The 19,155-nt window shown below is 34.4% G+C and carries 13 protein-coding genes, 1 tRNA gene and 1 pseudogene; 9 read left to right on the top strand and 6 right to left on the bottom strand.

Annotated features, from left to right (window positions below):
* Positions 1–4: 4 nt before the first annotated feature.
* Positions 5–78, top strand: a tRNA-Arg gene (locus J8281_RS15970).
* A 288-nt stretch (positions 79–366) separates the two neighbouring features.
* Positions 367–802: pseudogene (tnpA, locus tag J8281_RS15965) on the top strand (IS200/IS605 family transposase).
* A gap of 68 nt (positions 803–870) precedes the next feature.
* On the opposite strand, the gene J8281_RS15960 reads toward tnpA, so the two are convergent.
* Entirely contained in the window at positions 871–1,023 is a 153-nt protein-coding gene (locus J8281_RS15960; protein ID WP_210198654.1) for a YqaE/Pmp3 family membrane protein, read from the bottom strand.
* 150 nt (positions 1,024–1,173) lie between these two features.
* The gene (locus J8281_RS15955; RefSeq protein WP_210198653.1) at positions 1,174–2,223 is read right to left on the bottom strand and encodes an AraC family transcriptional regulator; all 1,050 of its coding nucleotides are present in this window, start codon (positions 2,221–2,223) and stop codon (positions 1,174–1,176) included.
* Positions 2,224–2,372: 149 nt separating this feature from the next.
* Here J8281_RS15955 and J8281_RS15950 point away from each other — a divergent pair, with 149 nt between their 5' ends.
* From J8281_RS15950 to J8281_RS15940, 3 genes are all read left to right on the top strand, one after another.
* On the top strand, positions 2,373–2,858 hold the full coding sequence (locus tag J8281_RS15950; protein WP_210198652.1) for a DUF892 family protein: 486 nt from the start codon (positions 2,373–2,375) through the stop codon (positions 2,856–2,858).
* A 314-nt stretch (positions 2,859–3,172) separates the two neighbouring features.
* Positions 3,173–4,213 carry an AraC family transcriptional regulator gene (locus J8281_RS15945; RefSeq protein WP_210198651.1) on the top strand — a complete coding sequence of 347 codons (1,041 nt, stop codon included), beginning with the start codon at positions 3,173–3,175 and terminating at the stop codon, positions 4,211–4,213.
* Positions 4,214–4,344: 131 nt separating this feature from the next.
* Positions 4,345–5,481, top strand: coding sequence for a sensor histidine kinase KdpD (locus J8281_RS15940; RefSeq protein ID WP_210198650.1), 1,137 nt, complete (start codon positions 4,345–4,347; stop codon positions 5,479–5,481).
* Between the two features lie 52 nt (positions 5,482–5,533).
* Here the strand turns inward: J8281_RS15940 and J8281_RS15935 are convergent, their stop codons facing one another.
* Entirely contained in the window at positions 5,534–8,764 is a 3,231-nt protein-coding gene (locus J8281_RS15935) for a S41 family peptidase (protein ID WP_210198649.1), read from the bottom strand.
* Positions 8,765–9,247: 483 nt separating this feature from the next.
* Here J8281_RS15935 and J8281_RS15930 point away from each other — a divergent pair, with 483 nt between their 5' ends.
* The 4 genes from J8281_RS15930 (at position 9,248) to J8281_RS15915 (ending at position 13,710) form a co-directional block, all read left to right on the top strand.
* Positions 9,248–10,123, top strand: coding sequence for a hypothetical protein (locus J8281_RS15930; RefSeq protein ID WP_210198648.1), 876 nt, complete (start codon positions 9,248–9,250; stop codon positions 10,121–10,123).
* A 25-nt stretch (positions 10,124–10,148) separates the two neighbouring features.
* Positions 10,149–11,147: a fasciclin domain-containing protein gene (locus J8281_RS15925; protein WP_210198647.1), complete on the top strand. Its 999-nt coding sequence runs from the start codon at positions 10,149–10,151 to the stop codon at positions 11,145–11,147.
* Between the two features lie 751 nt (positions 11,148–11,898).
* A complete protein-coding gene (locus tag J8281_RS15920; protein ID WP_210198646.1) occupies positions 11,899–12,639 on the top strand; it encodes a DUF547 domain-containing protein in 741 nt (246 codons plus the stop codon).
* 537 nt (positions 12,640–13,176) lie between these two features.
* Positions 13,177–13,710 (top strand): GNAT family N-acetyltransferase, encoded by a 534-nt coding sequence (locus J8281_RS15915; RefSeq protein WP_210198645.1) that lies wholly within the window; start codon positions 13,177–13,179, stop codon positions 13,708–13,710.
* A 188-nt stretch (positions 13,711–13,898) separates the two neighbouring features.
* Here J8281_RS15915 and J8281_RS15910 read toward each other — a convergent pair whose 3' ends face one another.
* The 3 genes from J8281_RS15910 to J8281_RS15900 form a co-directional block, all read right to left on the bottom strand.
* The gene (locus J8281_RS15910; RefSeq protein ID WP_210198644.1) at positions 13,899–15,959 is read right to left on the bottom strand and encodes an alpha-galactosidase; all 2,061 of its coding nucleotides are present in this window, start codon (positions 15,957–15,959) and stop codon (positions 13,899–13,901) included.
* Positions 15,960–15,969: 10 nt separating this feature from the next.
* A complete protein-coding gene (locus tag J8281_RS15905) occupies positions 15,970–17,268 on the bottom strand; it encodes a metallophosphoesterase family protein (protein ID WP_210198643.1) in 1,299 nt (432 codons plus the stop codon).
* A gap of 175 nt (positions 17,269–17,443) precedes the next feature.
* Positions 17,444–19,057, bottom strand: a complete 1,614-nt coding sequence (locus J8281_RS15900) for a hypothetical protein (protein ID WP_210198642.1) — start codon at positions 19,055–19,057, stop codon at positions 17,444–17,446.
* Between the last annotated feature and the right edge of the window lie 98 nt (positions 19,058–19,155).

The following is a 19,155-nucleotide window of genomic DNA, read 5'->3' as shown; positions in this document are numbered from 1 at the left end:
CATTGGCCGTGTGGCGCAACTGAATAGCGCATCAGATTTCGGCTCTGAGGGTTGGGGGTTTGAATCCCTCCACGGTCACATCAAGCACAAAACCTGCAATGTAATTGCAGGTTTTTGTTATTCGGAAAAGGTCAAAACAAAAGTTTTGAACCTTTGGAGAGTAACAAAAACTGTAAAGCGGTAGCTTTGCTAGTTTTGTATTTGCAGCAGTGAGTGTAATGGGATCAACGTTGGTTAATCCCTCCACGGTCACATCAAGTAAGAAACCGCGTCTTTATACATGGTTCTTTATTTTCTAGTTAGAGGTTAAAATCCTGCAATTTTATTGCAGTTACTTTAGTTTCTATAATGTTTCAGTTTTGTTGAATGTTCAATTGCCGAAAGAATTCTCATTCAATAACCAATTTGAGTTGCCATATTGTTTGAGCAACGAAATATCGTTACACTGTTTTACAGGGTGATATCCAACATTGCGCTGTCGGGATTTGTTAATCTAGATATGTAATTCGGTGAATGTTCAAATTTTGAAAGGTGTTGTGAGTAAGGATCACATTGATATGCATATTGAATATCCTCCATCTTTGAATATAAGTGTTTTGGTAAAAAAGTTGAAGGGTCGTTCATCTCGAATGTTACAACGTGAATTTCCCAAATTGTAAAAGCAATACTGGGGCAACACTTTTGGTCAGTTGGTTACGGTGCCTGGAGTACAGGTGAAATAACAGATGAAATGGTTCAGGAATATCTGGAACACCATAAGGATAAACCCAACTCAGAGAAAGGTAATTGGATATTAAAATAATATTAGTAAAGAATTTCATTCTTTTGTCTTTAAAACTATAGATTTGAAATCCATAGTGGTTATTCAATTTAATCATTTACAATAAATGCGTGAATCACCCCAGGTATCCAGCCTATTAATGTAAGAAGAATACTTATTAAAAATGTGCCGCCTAAACCGTGTTTAAGAAATACAGCTAATGGTGGTAATAAAATATTAAGAATGATAGTTAGCAAAGACATATATGTATTTTAAATTAGTAATGTTCAAAACTACACTACATCAGTATGTGTACCTAACGCAATCACGCTAATCTTTAACGTATATAGAATTCAATTTACCTATATATCTCTTTACTTGTAATGTACAGCTAGCATATAAACTACGCTATTTTAATCCTCTAATTCTTTTAAGATTTTCTTGGTTTTAAGAGCATACTCACTAGGTAAGAGGTTATAACGCTCTTTAAATATTTTGGAGAAATAACTCCTGCTGTTATAGCCTATCTTATATACTATCTCAGAAATCGATAATTCTGCTTCTCGAATCAATCTACAGCTTTCCTCTAGTTTTACATCTCTTATAAATTCTCCAACTGTTTTGGCAAATAAATACTTAAATCCAGTCTGGAGTTTTTTGGGATCTATACCCGTCTTTAAAGATAAATTTTTAACTGTATACGCCATATTATAATTCTTTATAATAAAGTGACCGGTCTCTCTAATGTTTTCAAGCTCATGATTTGACAATCGATAAGGTAGTTTAATTCCTTCTATATCATTATTGTAGAATTTGATTTGCTGGGCAAGTGAATAGAATACCAATCCTTCTAGCATCAATAACCGTATAACTCCTTCTTCTTTTAAATTAATTATCTTTTCTATATTATCTGCTAATTCTAAATTAATTTCACCAAAATATTCAAAATCATCTTCCTCTTTGATATCCAAAAAAACTTCTCTTAATTTTGCATTCAGCATTTTTAGTTGACTCAATTTTCGACTTGAAAATTCTTTTCTACCTATTTGTATATTGTTAATGTTCAACTTTTTGTTAAGCGGAAATTTTACGAAATTCTGGGTTTCACAGCTACTCGCAAATATTACATTTTGATATCGGTCGATTTGGTTTTCGCTAGCGGTTTTATCTCTTCTATGGGTTACTGTGCCTCGCAGACAATACAGAAAATATAAAGGATTTCTATAGGTGACCTCAATCTCTAATAGAACTTCTTGAAAAAAAATAATATCAAAAATTATGAGCGATATACCACTCTCTAAATATACTGCACGAATCTCGCCTTTGGCTATTTCATTATCTACATTCAGATAAAATTCTCCCCATTTTTGAGTGATGGATCCTTTGATTTTTCTACTGATTTTTTTTAAAACCCCTATAATATCTTTTTCATCAATTAAGATTTCTTTAGTTTGTTTTGCCATTATATTGAATAGTGTGAGGATTTTAATATATGTAGTATTGATTACACCAGAAAAATAATTGATGAGTGCAACTACCTCAATGAATTTATAATAGATTACTTTTCTAAACCCTAAAGATATAGAACATTATCTTACAAAGAATTATAGATATGGAATTAAATCCTCAAAATGATACATTAATTTTCTTTTATAAAGAATTACTAACATCGACCTACTGTGATGAAATTATAACTAAAAAAGCACTGAATGAACTACTTAATAAAATATCAAAAAAGCAAGTGAAGGACCTTATCGGATTCATAATTAATGATAATTCCAAATTAATGGAGCAATATGAACTATTATTATCACAAAAAGAAAAATTACAAAAAAGTAACGTACAGAGCACTTTGCATAGTATCATCAATAATATGAACACATTCTTAGATAAAAAGAATGATGGTATAACTCTGCTTTATGGAATCGTTTTCTTTTTACAACAAATCATACATCATAATATAGCAATTTATGAATCTATAGTTAGGTTGTCGAAAAAAATAAATAACCACGAGGGGTCCAAAGTTTTTAGACTACATTTAGACAATATATATGAGAATGATGAAAAACTTCTTATACTGGCATACCAATTAGAGTGAAAATCCCTAAACCTATTATGCATCGTCATTTTTTATTTAATCAAAGGTTAATGCCTTACAATTATTACATCGAAGTTTTTTTGGTTATACAAAATTTTGTAACAGTTTTATCTTCCCAAGGTATACTAGAATATGAATAATGATGCCGGTATCACTTATAAATTTTCCCCTATCGTGTCATTTGAACGTACGATCCAGTACAGTAGTATAATAAATCCTAAATGTTAAAATAATCAGTCAAAAAGGCTAAAGATTTGGTAGTAGGTGTTTTATAAAATACCTTTGAATATGACCTTATCCATAACAAAACACTAATGATTAATAGTTATAGTAATAATGCCTTTGACATTATTGATTCTTTTTCCCAATTATTAAATGCGACAATTAAAAAAGGTTATGGATTTTCAATACTTCAGGTCAACAATCATTTAGCAAAAGGCAGAATTTCTGCTTTTCAAATTTTTTCTGGTTTTTCCTGTATTACCTATGATATAACGTTTTCGGATTCTTTTGAGTTCACACTTAAAAACAGTACCTCTTCAACAGTTTACTTTGTATATTGCTTATGCGGTCAATTTGATTACCAATTTGGGGGAAGAAACGCAATGCATACCGTGAATACCCAACAAAACGTAATCGTTTTAGATAAAAATAATATAGAAAACCGAATTATTTTACCAGGTGGTACGAAACTAAAAATTAGTTTTATTTATATTACGGAAGAGGATTTGCAACAAAATAAATTATCGCAAAGTACATACCTGCAAACCTATCTCTCTGATATTTTTACGCAACTAGAGCACAAAGAAAATTATCAGTTCTTTGGGAGGATACGTCCCATAACCGCAGAATATGTTAGAATACTCATTGATAATAGAAAAAGTGGTTTGCCTGGTCGCCTGATTACAGAATCTACTCTATTTCAGATCCTACTAACTCAACTGGAAGATCACGATGAAGAAATCAATAATCCCCAAATTTCTTCAGCATTATCTCGTAAGGAGATTAATAAAATTATAAACCTTTCAGAAAGCATATCACAAAAATTAGAACAAAATTTAGGTATAGAAAAACTATGCAGTCTTTCCGGACTTACTCCAAGGAAGTTGCAAATGGGGTTTAGACAACTATACGGCATGACGGTTTCTCGTTTTATTACCAAAGCCCGACTGGAACGATCAAGAGAATTAATAGAAACTACCAAACTTACCGTTTCAGAAATTGTGTATTCGATAGGATTGAGCAGTAGAAGTTATTTCTCTAAAATTTTTAAAGAAATGTACACTATTTCACCCAATGAATATAAGAAGCTATATGCTCTGCAGAACGCTATTCGAACTAACAATCATCAATAATTTTTGTAAACTAATCCTGGCGAATACAATTTGAATTTTAGAAAGATCACTAGAAACTCTAAAAACTTAGGGATATTCATAATCATCTATTTAGTACAATATAGTAATCAACTTACATAAACAAATGAATTATGAAACCTGCAGCCGAAGTGATCAATAGTAAAGTTTTAGAAATTATGGAGCTTTGGGAAGAAGAGGTAACAAAGGAAGTTCCTGCCTCAATTAATCTTTCAGAAATAGCACTCTATGATCATCTCCCTAATTTAATGAAAGATATATCAACAGTAATGTCGCGTCGCAAGACATTGATAGACGCTCAGACCGATGACAAGTATCAAGAAATACTAGAAAATAGTATAGAACACGGGCGGCACAGAGCGTCTTCGTCAAATTATACAGCAAGTCAAATCGTTCATGAGTATATTGTTTTTCATAAGACTCTTACCGCTACTTTACTTAAAAATGAAGTGTATACCCTGGAGGTAGGTGAATTACTAAAATATCTAATTGAAACTGCAATATTGAACTCAGTCGAATCATTTTCAAAAGCCTTATCTGAGATGCAAGATAAACTCATCGGCACTCTGGCTCATGATATTCGTAATCCGCTATCGGCAGCAAAGACTTCTCTCGATCTAATGGAATATGATGAGGGTGAAGAATGGTTTGATACCATGAAAGGAACTGCGTCAAAAAGCGTAACAAAAGCACTCAGCCTTATTGAGGGGCTTATGGATTCTATCTCAGTAAAAGCTGGACAAGGTATGATGATGAACTTTACAGAAGAGAACATCACACAAGTTGTTAAAGATGTCTATACAGATGCCATTGACATTTATTCTCATTCTTTTGAATGTAAAGGAGATCTTCATGATATTACCGGAGTTTTTGATAAAATAGCAATTCGGCGATTATTAGAAAACCTAATTTCTAATGCTGTTAAATATGGCTCTTATAAAACTCCAATTATTTTAAAATTGATAGACCTTAAAGAGAGTGTAAAAATCTCTGTTCGTAATTATGGCTCTCCTATTCCTAAAGATAGACAAGGAGAAATATTTCAGTTTTTAAGAAAAGATCAATCTCAAAATAATATAAATTTGAACAGTTGGGGAATGGGTCTTACCCTGGTTCGACTGGTAGCAGAGGCTCACGGTGGATATGTGCATCTGGAGAGTGATACTACAGAAGGTACTTGCTTTACAATATTGTTGGATAAAAATTTTAACAAACCTGGTAAAACAAGAACCAAACTTAAAGAAAGGTAGTATACAATATACTAGTAAACAGAATTTAGAAGGATTTTAAAACCCTTCTAAATTAATCCTTTAACAACACATTAACTGCAGCCTCCAATTGTTGATCTCTTCCTATACTAACTATCTCTGGGTCTAATGCCACTTTGATATCGGGTTCTAATTGTTGATTTTCAAGATACTTACCTTTAGTATCAATCATTCCTACCATTGGTATTCCGAAGCGAGTCCCATTTTGCAACCTTTCCCACCATACTGCAGTACCTGTTCCCGGTACCGGCATACCTACAAGTTTTCCGATATTCATTGCTTTATAGGTAACAGGAAACATATGCGCATCAGAGTAGTTGCTTTCACTCATTACAACAACCGATGGCTTACTCCATTTAAATTGAGGTTCTGACCCTAAATTTTGACCTCTAGGTCTAAAATCTATATATGGTTTTCCGTTTAGAAATGTTGCAAGATCATCATGAAGCCAACCTCCTCCGTTAAATCTAGTGTCTACAATCAATCCTTTTTTATCGTAATGTTTTCCTAGAGCATCATCATATACTTTTCTAAAACTCTCATCATTCATTCTGCGAACATGTACATAACCTAACGTATCCTTAGAAAGTCGTTTCACAAGGCGATTACAATTTTTAACCCATCTTTCGTATAGCAGTTCCCTTAATTTACTCCTGTTAATTGGCTTTACGGTTTCTTTCCATTCTTTTTTTGATTCAGGATCATAGAAAGTGAGTAATGTGTTTTTACCAGCCTTACGATTAAGGAGCGGGTAATAATTCATATCCTTATTGATTTTTACACCGTCTATTGCCTGTATGATATGACCAGTTTTAGATTTGTTGTTTTTACTCTTTAACGGACTCTTATCCATAATTTCAATAATCTTTAATCCATCACCAGTGTACGATGGATCTAGGAAGATTCCTAAAGAAGCAGTTTGATCTCCATTTGGTTTCGCATCTCTATAGCTTGCGCCTGTATGAGAAGCATTTAGTTCACCTAACATCTCACTCATTAGCTCTGCAAAATCAAAATTATTATTGATGTCTTTGAGCTTAACAAAATAAGCTTCTTTATAAAAATCCCAGTCTACGCCTTGCATGTCTTTACGGTAAAACTTCTTTTTGGTTTGACGCCAGATATGCTCAGCCAAATAGGCACGTTCGGCCGTTTCGTCGAGTAGCATTTCACCTTTGATAGCAATACCTTCAGTTTTTCCTTTTTTAAGATCAACTTTACTTATTTTACCATTTGATAGGATATAAAGGTTTTCCCCTTTAGGTCCCATCTTTATATCTCCCGGAGTTTTGGCATTTAATGAAGCAAGAATTTTTGTTTCTTTAGTACGAAGATTAGTTTGCCACAGATTGTAGCCTTTCTCAAATTTGGCAAGGTAATAAAGCATTTTGCCGTCTTTCGAAACAATCGCGGCTCCAAGGTCTGAAGAATGTGTTGTCAATCGAGTGATTCGATCTTCTCGTCCATCAAGCTCAAACTCGATAGGGTCTACTTTCTTTTCTGTATCCTCACTTTTATTCTTATCTTTTGAAGTATTGTTATCGCTTTCAGAATCTAAATCTTTTTGCGCTTCAGACATTAACTCTGATTCGAGTTCACTTAAATTGAAATCATCCCAGGCAGCTTGTGTTAAAAACATACCATAAAAATCCATTTCGGTTCCCCAACTTGCGTGATTTTTCATTCCATTTCGGCTAGAATACCACGTAATCATTTGGCCTTCCATCATCCACTGTGGGATATGAGCTCCATAACCAGTAGGGATTATATTAATGACAGGTTCTTTGCCAGATGCATTAACGAGGCCTGCCTGATCTATCCATTGTCCATCTCTTAGGTAATTCACCAAGAACCATTTACTATCTGGAGACCACTCATAGAACTGATCCCCATCTGTATAGGAATAGTTATTGTTACCAGGCATAATCTCGCGTACCTTTTTACTTTTTAGGTTGATGACCTTAAGGTTGGTACGTTCTTCAAGAAAAGCGACTTCTTTGCCATCGGGAGAATAGCTCGCCTGAAAGGTTTCAGCATCTGAATTAAGAATAACTTTCTCGTTTAGAATTGTCGAATTAAAAAAGTATTTTTCTTCTTCGCGACTTAATGAAGTTTCATATAGATTCCAGCTTCCGTTGCGTTCACCGGCATACAATATAGCCCTTCCGTCTGGGCTAAAGGATACACTACGCTCTTGTTCTGGAGTATTAGTGATGCGTTTGGTCGTTCCATCTTTAATCGAACTAACAAATACTTCACCACGTTTAATAAAAGCTATTTCTTTTCCATTGGGAGAAACCGCAAACTCACTAAGGTTGTCATTTACAGATACTGTTTTCACAGGTAGATTACGTAAATCTGAACGAATATTTATTTCTATACGTTGAGGTTCAGATCCTTCAGTTTGTAAAAATATGCTACCATGATAACCGTAACAGAGCTTACCATCTGAAGCTATGCTGAGATGACGAACTGGATGCTTAGTGAAATTTGAAATTTGTTTAGAAGTACCTCCAGAAAGACTTGCTTTGTGTACATTAAAACTCCCCGAGGATTCACCCAAGAAATAATACGAATTTCCATCTTCTGCAAAGACTGGATTCATGTCTTCTCCTTTAAATGTGCTTAGTTGTGTGTACGCCTTTGATTCGACATCATATTTCCAAATATCTCGTGTAACAGATGATGTGTGATGCTTGCGAAGTGGGTCTTCATATCCTTTTGAGTCCTGAAATAGTAACGTCTTTCCGTCACTACTGATCTTGGTATTAACTGCAGGAGTAGTTAGAACTTGGGTTACTCTGCCTCCCTTAATCGGTACCTGGTATAATTCGGGTAATATACCAGATGGAAATTGTTGATTTGTATGTAGGTCTAAACGTGAAGAAGAGAATAAGACGAAATTACCATCAGTACTAAAATCGCTTGGACTATCATTAGAAGAGTGAAATGTTAGCCGAGTAGCAGTACCTCCTTTGGATGGCATAACAAAAATATCAAAATTACCATGTCTATTAGATGCAAAAGCAATTTGAGAACCATCTGGAGACCATACGGGCATATGATCATAACCATCATTCATGGTAAGAATTGTGGCTGTTCCTCCGGTAGACAGCACCGTATAAATGTCACCTTGATAGCTGAAGGCTATAGTTTGACCATCAGGAGATAACGCCGGAAAGCGTAACCATTGAGAACTCTCCTGAGCCGTTAAAATTTGGAATAAAGAAATAAAAGTAAAAAACAGAAAGATCGATTTTCTCATGATAAAAATATAAGGTATTCTAATTGTTTGGCTCATATAGATGAATTAACATGGCTAAATGCTAAACAAATAAATAATCACGGATAAGTTGTTAAAAAAATAATAAATTCTAAATTATACAAGAAGTTATAGCCAAAAAATTATGCAGATCGCAAAAATGAATTAAAGAAAAGTGAATACGAGCCGATCAAGTTTATTGGCACCGCCAAAGGGCATAGTTCCCTCTCAAGAGGCTTGTTCGAAGTGAAAATTCAGTTTTTACGAATGCCTTGTAAGCTTGCCCCAAGGTAGTTTACTACATTAGTTCGATGTATAATATCTGTAAATATGAGAAGCTTACCAAGTAATTCATCACAAGAAAAATGTGGTGTTCTAGTCTGTAGTAACAGCAACGCAAGACTTCATATTTAGAATTTTTTAACAAGTTTTAGAAAACCATACCTGAGTTTTCTTCGTAAATAAAGTAAATTCTAAATCTAAATTATGAAAGTAAGAACACTTATGATGTTTTCGGCTCTAATGGCCTCCACATTTTGTTTAGCTCAAAGCCCTATTGATGGGTTTATGAAAAAAAAAGGTAAAGGAAGCATTACACTATCCCAATCAATAGAAAGTTATGACGAAGTTTTTTTAGTTCCCGAAAAAGTGGACCGCGTTCCAGTATTCGATCAAGTAGATATTAGCGCCACTTCACTGTATATTGACTATTCATTTACAGATAACTTTATGATCGTAGCTAATTTACCATTTATAAGATCTGAAGGTAACGCTACTGAAGCTAGTCTGGAGAATAATGGTTTTGAAAATGTACGTGAAGGTTTGCAAGACCTCGCTTTGTATACTAAATATAGATTTTACACTACCGAGATTGCGAAAGGTAAACTTGATTTTATAGGAAGTTTAGGTATTGAATTTCCTGTAGGTAATTATAAGGTTGATGAAGGTTTACAATCTATAATCGCTATAGGAAACCGGTCTACAGATATAAACAGCTTAGGTATTGTAACCTATAAGCACAATTCTGGATTTTTTGCTACTGGTCAAATCGGATATAGTATAAGAAACAACGATGTGCCTGATGCTTTTTTAAATGAACTAAAATTAGGGTATGCTGCAGAAAAATTTTATGTAGATGCCTTTATCGCCAACCAAATCTCTAGAGATGGAGTTGATATTCTAGGTGAGGGCTTTAACGGTTTTTTTCCTGCTACACAGGTGAATTATACTAGAATCGGACTCAACGCGTATGTTCCCATAATTTATCGTTTCGGTATTTCAGGAGGAGCTAATACTTACATCGCCGGAAGAAATTTAGGCATATCAACAGGATTTTATGGAGGTTTAACCTACTCCTTTTAATACTAACCAACAAAATTTTATACTTATGAATACACAATACAAAACATACAATTTCATTTTCTTTTTCATATTGACAACCGTTATTTTAAGTTGCGAAACCGAAAGTGCTTATGAGGATGTGCCACCAACTATTGCTAATATAGCGGTTAGCAACCCCGCTTTTAGCACCTTAGAAGAGGCTGCTATTACGGGTGGTGTGGCTGTTACCTTAAGTAATCCAAACCCTAACGACTCTTCTGGAGATTATACTGTATTTGCTCCTACGAATGATGCATTTGCAAGACTGGGTCTTGACGAAAATACATTAGGTGTATTACAGAAAGATTTTTTAACAAACACCCTTTTGTATCATGTTTCTAATGGAAACTTAGCAGGTAATACCATCTCAGAAGGAGACATGTCTATATCAGCCTTGGGAGTAACCCGACGTTTTGTAAACCGAGATAATGAGCTCTTTATCAACGGATCAAAAATTTTGGCTACCGATGTAGATGCAATTAATGGTACAGTACATGTAATCGACAAAGTAATGATAGCTACAGGAGGTAACGTAGTCGAATCTGCACTAGCCTTAAACGATGCAGCTGTTTTTGTTAATCCAGAGTTATCTTTTCTTGTAGAAGCAGTAGTTTATACAGGTTTGGTTGATGCCTTGAGCAATCCTGATGCTAATTTCACAGTTTTTGCACCGACTGATCAGGCTTTTATAGACTTGGGGACCGCATTAGGTCTCACATTTACAGAACCTGCTAATATACGGCAGTTATCCCAAGAACTGGTTACCGCCGTTTTGCTTAATCATGTTTTTGCCGATGTATCAGCTGATAAATTTACATCAGAACTTTCTGCCGGTAGTTTCGAAACTTTAGGCGAAGATACTATTACTTTAGGCATGTATACTAATGGCCTGCTTTCTGTTAGCGGTTCAGGTAATATGAGTCCGGCGAATATGGTTATTCCAGATGTGCAAACCACAAATGGTATTGTACATGTTATAGATCAAGTCCTTTTACCAAATATGTAACGTTTAGGTTTAGAATAAGGACAGAAAGCGGTTATGTTTCGATATAACCGTTTTCTTAGTTATTAATTCTCGTAATATCTTAAGGCGTAATCCTTTAAATCTGAATTCGCCAATCTGGTCGAGTAGAGTCGAGACCTGGTTAATACACCTCAAAATAACCTATCGACCTCGCATAAGATAATTGGAACAAAATAAGGTTTCTGAAAATTAGTAGATTAATAATCAGTATTGTCTGGTTAAAGAAACTAGACCGCTGCGCTGCTAGAAAATAGAACAAAGACTTATTTGTAAATACTTGCCTATTATGGTTTTTGAAGTAAAGGCGATTCAGTTTCAAAATAAGTTGTCTAAATTTTAGAAAAGCAAGGTGTCTTTTCTATAAACTCATAATTTCTTAAGGATAATAGAGGTTTTTAGAGCGTATCAACTTTTTTATCGAATAACAATGAATAATAATCTAACTCAGGTTAGTTGGAAATTTCATTAAACAGGTTAAATCAAGAAGAAATCAGATGCTACATTTTCAATTAGATTTCTGATGCTTAAAATAAAAAAGACGACGCATCATATCACAAAAGCTTTCGGCAAATTTTAACATTATTACGAAAACCTAGCTCTATTTTCTTTCGTATGTATTGATATAAATAGTAGTAACCAAAAAATAATTTCATCATAACAATGAACGCGTTTTGACTCAATTTCGGTTAAAAAACAAAGCGTCAAGATGAGTTCAATAATAAAAAAGTACAGCATGAAGAATTTTACCATTTTATTTGTCGCATTAATTACAACTACCATTGTGATTGGTCAAAATAAGTTCGACCACACCAATTGGGATCAAGCTCTTTTGTTAAATGTTTCCTCAAACGGATTCGTAGATTACAAAGGTTTTATGCAAAATAGTTATTTGCTCTATGATTATTTTCAAGAACTCTCAGAGAATAAACCTGATAAATCATGGACAAAAGATGAACGTATGGCGTATTGGATTAATGCCTATAACGCATATACTATAAAACTGATTATCGATAGCTACCCTTTAAAAAGTATTACTGATTTGAAAAAACCGTGGGACAAAAAGTTTTTTAAAATAGACGGAGAGTGGTATAGTCTAAATGATTTAGAACATAAAATTTTAAGAAAATTTAATGATCCAAGGATTCATTTCGCCATTAATTGTGCTTCAATTTCATGTCCTGTAGTATGGAATAGAGCCTACACCGGAAAAAATTTGCAGAAAGCACTTGATAGACAAACTAGAGATTTCATAAATGATCCTGCACGTAATGAAATCACCAGCTCAAAGGTTCGTGTTTCTAGAATATTTGATTGGTTTCGAAAAGATTTTAGAGCGAATGATAGTGATGTCATCAAGTTTATCAATACCTATTCTAATGTCAAAATTCGGGAAGATCAGAATTTGAAGTATAAAAATTACGATTGGGGTTTGAATAAAGTGTTACCTACTTATGAACGTTACGTATTTGACTAAAAATTGTTTATTGGAATACCTCGAGGCTTGTCTTTGCAGCAGTTTAAAGCCGTAATAGATTTTCTAATGCATAAAGCGGGTTTAAAGTAGAACAGGTATTAGATGTAGAAAGAAATCGAGAAATCCCAGAACAAGCTGTGTGCAAATAAAAATAATACGAATATCCGTAATCTAACCTAAACGGTTTGCGTTAAGCTGAATACTGAAATGAGTTCAGCACAGGCTCGTTTCAGCTTCTCATCTCAATGTACTGAAAATAACGTAATGAGATCCTGAAATGAATTCAGGATGACTCCTCAGTTAAATTTTAGGTATAATAACGGACAATCAATAAAAATAAAAACGATTCGAGTTTATACTAGAATCGTTTTTATTTTTTGAGTATCTTTTCAAGCCGATAATACTGTCCTGCTACAAAACACCTAAAAAGTAGATAGGGGATCTTCTAATGCTTAGAACAGGTTTAACCAAAACGTAGTTTCATAACCGTCATGCACTTGGAATTTCTAAAAACAAATAAGAAGCAAAATAACGACTATGAGTAGTGAAAAAATTAAACTAAGAGCATTAACAAAAGATGATGCCAAAGTTTCATGGCCTTGGCGCAATACTGATGCTATACGATACTTTTATTCGGGTCATCCTTTCTTCATTAATTTAGAAAAAGAAGAAGCTTGGATAGAAAAAATAGCTGTTTCTGATCTACCGTTAACTTCGTTTGGTATAGAAGAAATGCAATCGAATTCCTTAATTGGGATGTCCTTTTTAAAAGATATAAATTTAATACATAGAACGGCAGAGTTTGCAATTTTTATTGGAGATGACAATGCAAAAGGAAAAGGTTATGCAAAAGAGGCAACCCTAAAAACAATCACGTTTGCTTTTAATAATTTAAATCTTCACAGAGTTTTCTTAAAAGTACAAGAAGATAATCATAGCGCTATTAAACTGTATGAAAAGTGTCATTTTAAAAAAGAAGGAACTCTACGCGAATGTGTTTATAAAAATGGGCATTACGTAAACGAAGTTATAATGGCTATACTCAAAAACGAATTTCTCTTGTTGAGTTAATTTACCTATATCATCCAAAGTATTTTAAATACTACTGGTTTCGACGCAGATCTAAATCGTTTTTTTGTGACTCATGGGTGTTGTATCATCAAAAGCAGTTGTTTATTTTAGTATTACTACTCTTACTTGAATCTTGATAATATAATATATTAAATGTCCTTTAGCAGAAAAGGTAGAGAAAAAAGCAATCAATCAAGCCTAAATAAACCATAATCAAATTGTTTGGCTGAATGTAATGTAAGAATACCTGGATGCTTTTCATCATGGGATATAGAAATTTCATTTCCTAAGATACGTTTGGGTTCTACTTTTATATGTAAATCCGGTATTTTCAGCTTATACGTGTTCGTATTGGTGAACTCTTTAAATACCAATGCATATGCAGGCTTATTTTTTTGATACGCAACAAAACCAGTCCACGAAAAACCCGAAGGTTCTTGCCCTACCGGTAAGATTATTGCTGAATGCAATTGTTCTGAAATTTTCTTATACTCGGTAAATTGCTTTTCTAGCGTTGTTATATTTGTTAAAGAACTCAACTCCATCCATGCCAGGGGTTGTGCTGCGAGCGTAATCGCGCTTGAATAGGATAAGGGAATCTTACTTGGCGCTAATATGTCATCTTTGGGATATTTATGAGGATTTCGTAAAGGATTTAAAAACTCTATCTGTAATCGTTCTGTGGGTACATAACCCGATAGCTGCCACAAATTGCGAAGTGTTCTATGGGGGTAGTAATTTCCCCAATCGGTATAGCGATTTTCTAGAAAGACATTCCCAAACTCATTAAAATAGTGATAGCCAACTCTGCGTCCGGCTGTAACGTCCATATTAAAGGTGACTTGCCCTTTAGAGGCTTTCATTACTTTGGTAAATAACTTACGTAAATTAATTTCAGACTGTTTATCGGCAAAAGACATGCCGTCAATCTTAAACACCTCGATACCGTATTTTTGATAATAGTCAATCAAAATAGTCGCGTCGCGTTCCCAAAGTTGATAACTATTGGCCTTACTAGGGTTAAACCACAAACAGATTTCAATGTTCTTCTTTTTTGCGGTAGCGATGATCGTCTTAAAACCATTAGGAAAACGCTTTGGATGAGGTTGCCAGTCTTCAGTTCTCCAATCGTCCCATTTTTGTCCTGCTTTGGAAGCAGAATTACGAGACAATCCTTTTTGCCATCCATCATCAAGCTGCAGATGAGTAATTCCTATTTTCGAGGCATGTTCAATTTCTTTCAAAATAAAAGCTTCGTTCATTCTGCTATCTTTACTTCGGTCTCCCCAGGTGTTAGAAAGGATCATTCCATCCCGGTTAGGAATGTATTTACGCAATTGTTTTTGATATTGTAATAAATTGTATTGCATTGTGGTTTTATCGGCCGATCCTACACCTATTGCATAGCCATATCCTTGCATCCACGAATTTGTTACGTTTTCTGGGGCAATACCAATCCCATGTATGGTTACCGATTGTCGATCAATTTGAAAATCATAACCGGGATAATTGTGCTGGCTATTCGATATCGGAGCTTCTTTAATCAAGAAAAAACCTATATCATCCTGTTGGTTTGAAGCTAAAAGAATAGTGCCAGATAGGTTCGTTTTTTTACGATAGGGGAGGATATTTTGCTCAAAAACCAAATTATCATGATAATCTGTAGCTTCCTTAAATGAAACTACTGTCGTTTCCCAGTGTCTGTTATTTAAAGGAATATTTCCTATCTGTACAGAAGGTATAACATCTTCTTGATGATCTTTCTCGATCATCCCTAACTCATTTTTCGAATCAAGAACCCATGTAGATGCAGTTGCCTTTCCTCGCAGATAGAAGGTATGTGATATCGCTGAAGTATTTGGATATATTTTGATTATTCTTTTTATTTCCAGATTACCTAAAGAAAAATAAATCGAAACTTGTTTATGTAAGTCCTCATTAGGCCATAAGCGGGTATCGATAATCTCTATTTTCGCATCTGAAGCTGCAATATCTTCACCAGGTAATACGATATCTGGTGCATTATGATCTGGAAAATATATGCTTTGTTTCTTCTTCTTATTAACAATTTTCTTGAGAATTAGGTTCCCGTTGTTCCATTCATACGTAAAACCAACCTGGCCATTCTCCAGATAAAGGGTATCTTTTTTTAAGGTAACGTGTATATCGGGCAGTGTATGTTGCTGTGCGTGTGACAAAGATGCTAAAATATTGAAAGCGCACAGCAGTATCCATTTAAATATATCCATAACGTATTTACTATTCGTGTAGCGGTAATTCCTTCAAAACGTTTGCCGTATTTTTTTGTTTATAAAGCTCAAAATGATCAAACAATTGGTCATCTAGTGTATATGCTTTAAAATTAAGGCTATCTTGTTTTATCGTGATTACCTGATAAAGTTGTATATTCTCTCCTTTCTTATCCATCCAGCTATGATCGCTTAGCGTATACATTTTTCTTCCGCTTACAGAAACCACGTAGGTTGTGCCCGAATTTTCATTCCATTTTCCCAGGCCTGAATTCACTTTGTTGCCGCGACCGTAAACGTGATCATGCCCTTGTAATACCAAATCTACCTTATATTGATCAAACAAAGGTTTCCAATGCGTCATGATTGCTGTATTCACTCTACCTTTTGCTGCTGAAATTACAGGATGATGAAAAAATACGATTACCCAAGGTTCTTTATTTTCTTTAAGTACTTTTTTTAACCACGTAGTTTGTTCTACAATCCCTTTGTTTGAGTCCAGGCATATCATTTTCGTATTAAGGTAATTAACAAAATAGGCTCGATCTTCAAAACCTTTTGGGCCATTATTGGGAAAATTAAATTGCGGATTCCAAAGGGCACTTACATCCACTTTATGCCCGGTATCATCTTTTATGTATTCATGATTACCCAGCGTAATCAAAGAAGGAATCATTTTTGGAATAAAACCGCTTGCTGCAAACCATTCTCCCCATTCGTAATTATTTTGAGAATGATTGATCAAATCTCCTGCATGGACTGCAAAACGCGCATTAGGCGCTTTTTTAAAAGCACCACGTACAGCTCTTGACCATAAAGAAAAAATATCATTTTGTGCATCACCAAGGTATAAAAACTGAAATGGCTTGGTAAACGCTCTTTCTGTAGTTTTAAAATCGCTCCATTCACTCCAATACCCCCGACCACCAACACGATAGGAGTATTGTGTATTTGGTTTTAAATTTTTAAACTTTACTTTATGATAAATAACCTGTTCATTTTCTATTGAAGTTATGGTATCACTAATTGCAGTTAATTGGATATTTTTTTTATAAAAGTCATAGTTTTGGGTTACCTCTGCAATTTCCGCAAAGGCTTGGGAAACGCTGTTATCTGTTCTCCAGGTAACCATCATTTCTTGAGATGGATTGCGGGTAAGTGTAAGCAAAATTCGATCCGGCCTTTTTGAGGCCTTGTAATCGATGTGTTGTACTATCGGAGCTACATTTTTTTGTATAGGTTGTGCATAGACACAATGCAAGGTAACAAAGAATGCAATAGTAAGATGTAGTAGGGATTGTATTTTCATATAGTTGTGCATATGAAACGAATAGTAAAAAAACTCTATAATTAACGTATTATTAAATAATTAATAAAATCTAAAATATGAAAGAGCATCTAAAAAATATAAAACGTTAGACGTGTAATTTTTTAGACACTCTTATCAGACTTGAAATTGAAAACAAAGTTACACTTTGAACTTTTTATCGTATAGTTCCATCTGGATTTTTAACCCAACCAACTGTCCAGTCATTCTCTGCATCTTCGACAGCACCAACAAAAGTTACTGAAGTAAATGCAGCATCCACCGTATTGGGATCGTGGTTTTGTTTCGCTGTGACCGTAGCATCCGGAATGAAATCATTTACTCCTATGCCTGGTATATTTTCCAAAGTAGGTATAAAAATTGGTACTCCTACTTGATTATCTTCCTCACTGCTGCCATTTGGAGTTAATCCTGTCACATTGTTATTAAAATTGTTTATGAACATGTCTTCACTATTCAAAAATCCATGAAAAAAATTGAGATTAGTTATATCAGTACTCGATCTATCATCTCGAAATGCCTGACCTGTGTTAATAACATAAGAATATGCTAATACGGTTGGACCTTCAAGTGTTTCACTAGCAAATGTTTCCTTATCAATTCTAACCGATCTTCTATTAAAATTTGAAGCTATAGAATTATAAACTTTTCCATTACTTCCACCTCTAAATCTAAATCCGTAAGAATCACCAGCTTCAATCCCTGGCCCTACAAGTGTAAAATTAGATATTATTAGCTCCGAACTTCCGCGAATTTCGCAGGCATAAGTATCTTTATATGCTTGCGAAAGCTGTGCAATACCAAATTGCAATTTTCCATTAAAATCAGCCAATCTATATGATTGATCGTTAGAATCTGTTGATACTAAGTATTTAGCAACTACATTTCCGCCGTCAAAATACATACCTTCATCATCTGACTTAAAAGATTGAATGTATTCAACGGTATTTGAAGTATCTAGATCATTAGCTCTAAATCCATCACTTGCATACTCTGTACGTAAATATTTCACTGTTGCATTCGTAACACCATTCAACCTCAATTGATTCCAATCTTTTGGTTCTGGATCACCAGTTAATGTAGAAGAAGGAGTCATTACCACCGGATTAGTCGCTGTACCCACAATCGACACATCTGTACCAGAGTTTACAATAAAGGACACATTTTCTTCTTCTGCTTGAGTGGGTTTCTCCATATAAAGAATAGCTCCTTCTTCAATACTTAACCTGCTGCCTTGTTCAAAAGTTAATGGTTCTGTGACTAAATATTTCCTATTTTTGGCAAAGGTAAGTGATGACCCACTAAAAAGAGTACCTCCTTCCGGGATGTCAACCTTGTATAATTCTTCACCTTCTATCATGACTGTATCATAAATAGCAGCATCAATTGTAAATGTAGCTCTTTGTGAGTCCTGACCGTCTTGATCTGACACTAAAAACTCGTATACTAATTCTTCTCCTTCTTCTACATCAAAAGGTACCTTCAGCTCATACGTAAAGGAGTTTGCGTCAGTTTCCAGTGAAATGATATCCAAAGGTCCGCTACCTAGAAAAACAACTAGTTCTTTATTACCTCCAGGAATATTGAAACTCACAGGGACTTCAATAGTTTCGCCAGATCTTGCCAATAAAGGCTCTTGTTGGGATATACTAATTGTAGGTGTTTCAGCTAAATCAGTATCATCGTCACCACAGCTTGTAACTACTATTTGCATACATGTACAAATAGCAAGTATATGTATAATAGTATAAAATTTATATTTTGTTTTCATCTGTTTATATTTTTATTTTTTAATTGCCAGATGGAATCGCCATTTAATCATATTGGCGGGTATCATCCTTATTGTTATGGCTTATTTCATAATTATGA

This window comes from Aquimarina sp. U1-2 (assembly GCF_017897595.1).
In the GTDB taxonomy this organism is placed as follows: Bacteria; Bacteroidota; Bacteroidia; order Flavobacteriales; family Flavobacteriaceae; genus Aquimarina.
This window is presented reverse-complemented; position numbering and strand designations above follow the sequence as displayed.

What these genes read in the sequence shown, in the direction of transcription:
- J8281_RS15960 (WP_210198654.1), bottom strand. Translation starts at nt 1,023, where the DNA reads ATGTCTTTGCTAACTATCATTCTTAATATTTTATTACCACCATTAGCT.
- J8281_RS15955 (WP_210198653.1), bottom strand. Translation starts at nt 2,223, where the DNA reads ATGGCAAAACAAACTAAAGAAATCTTAATTGATGAAAAAGATATTATA.
- J8281_RS15950 (WP_210198652.1), top strand. Translation starts at nt 2,373, where the DNA reads ATGGAATTAAATCCTCAAAATGATACATTAATTTTCTTTTATAAAGAA.
- J8281_RS15945 (WP_210198651.1), top strand. Translation starts at nt 3,173, where the DNA reads ATGATTAATAGTTATAGTAATAATGCCTTTGACATTATTGATTCTTTT.
- J8281_RS15940 (WP_210198650.1), top strand. Translation starts at nt 4,345, where the DNA reads ATGAAACCTGCAGCCGAAGTGATCAATAGTAAAGTTTTAGAAATTATG.
- J8281_RS15935 (WP_210198649.1), bottom strand. Translation starts at nt 8,764, where the DNA reads ATGAGAAAATCGATCTTTCTGTTTTTTACTTTTATTTCTTTATTCCAA.
- J8281_RS15930 (WP_210198648.1), top strand. Translation starts at nt 9,248, where the DNA reads ATGAAAGTAAGAACACTTATGATGTTTTCGGCTCTAATGGCCTCCACA.
- J8281_RS15925 (WP_210198647.1), top strand. Translation starts at nt 10,149, where the DNA reads ATGAATACACAATACAAAACATACAATTTCATTTTCTTTTTCATATTG.
- J8281_RS15920 (WP_210198646.1), top strand. Translation starts at nt 11,899, where the DNA reads ATGAAGAATTTTACCATTTTATTTGTCGCATTAATTACAACTACCATT.
- J8281_RS15915 (WP_210198645.1), top strand. Translation starts at nt 13,177, where the DNA reads ATGAGTAGTGAAAAAATTAAACTAAGAGCATTAACAAAAGATGATGCC.
- J8281_RS15910 (WP_210198644.1), bottom strand. Translation starts at nt 15,959, where the DNA reads ATGGATATATTTAAATGGATACTGCTGTGCGCTTTCAATATTTTAGCA.
- J8281_RS15905 (WP_210198643.1), bottom strand. Translation starts at nt 17,268, where the DNA reads ATGAAAATACAATCCCTACTACATCTTACTATTGCATTCTTTGTTACC.
- J8281_RS15900 (WP_210198642.1), bottom strand. Translation starts at nt 19,057, where the DNA reads ATGAAAACAAAATATAAATTTTATACTATTATACATATACTTGCTATT.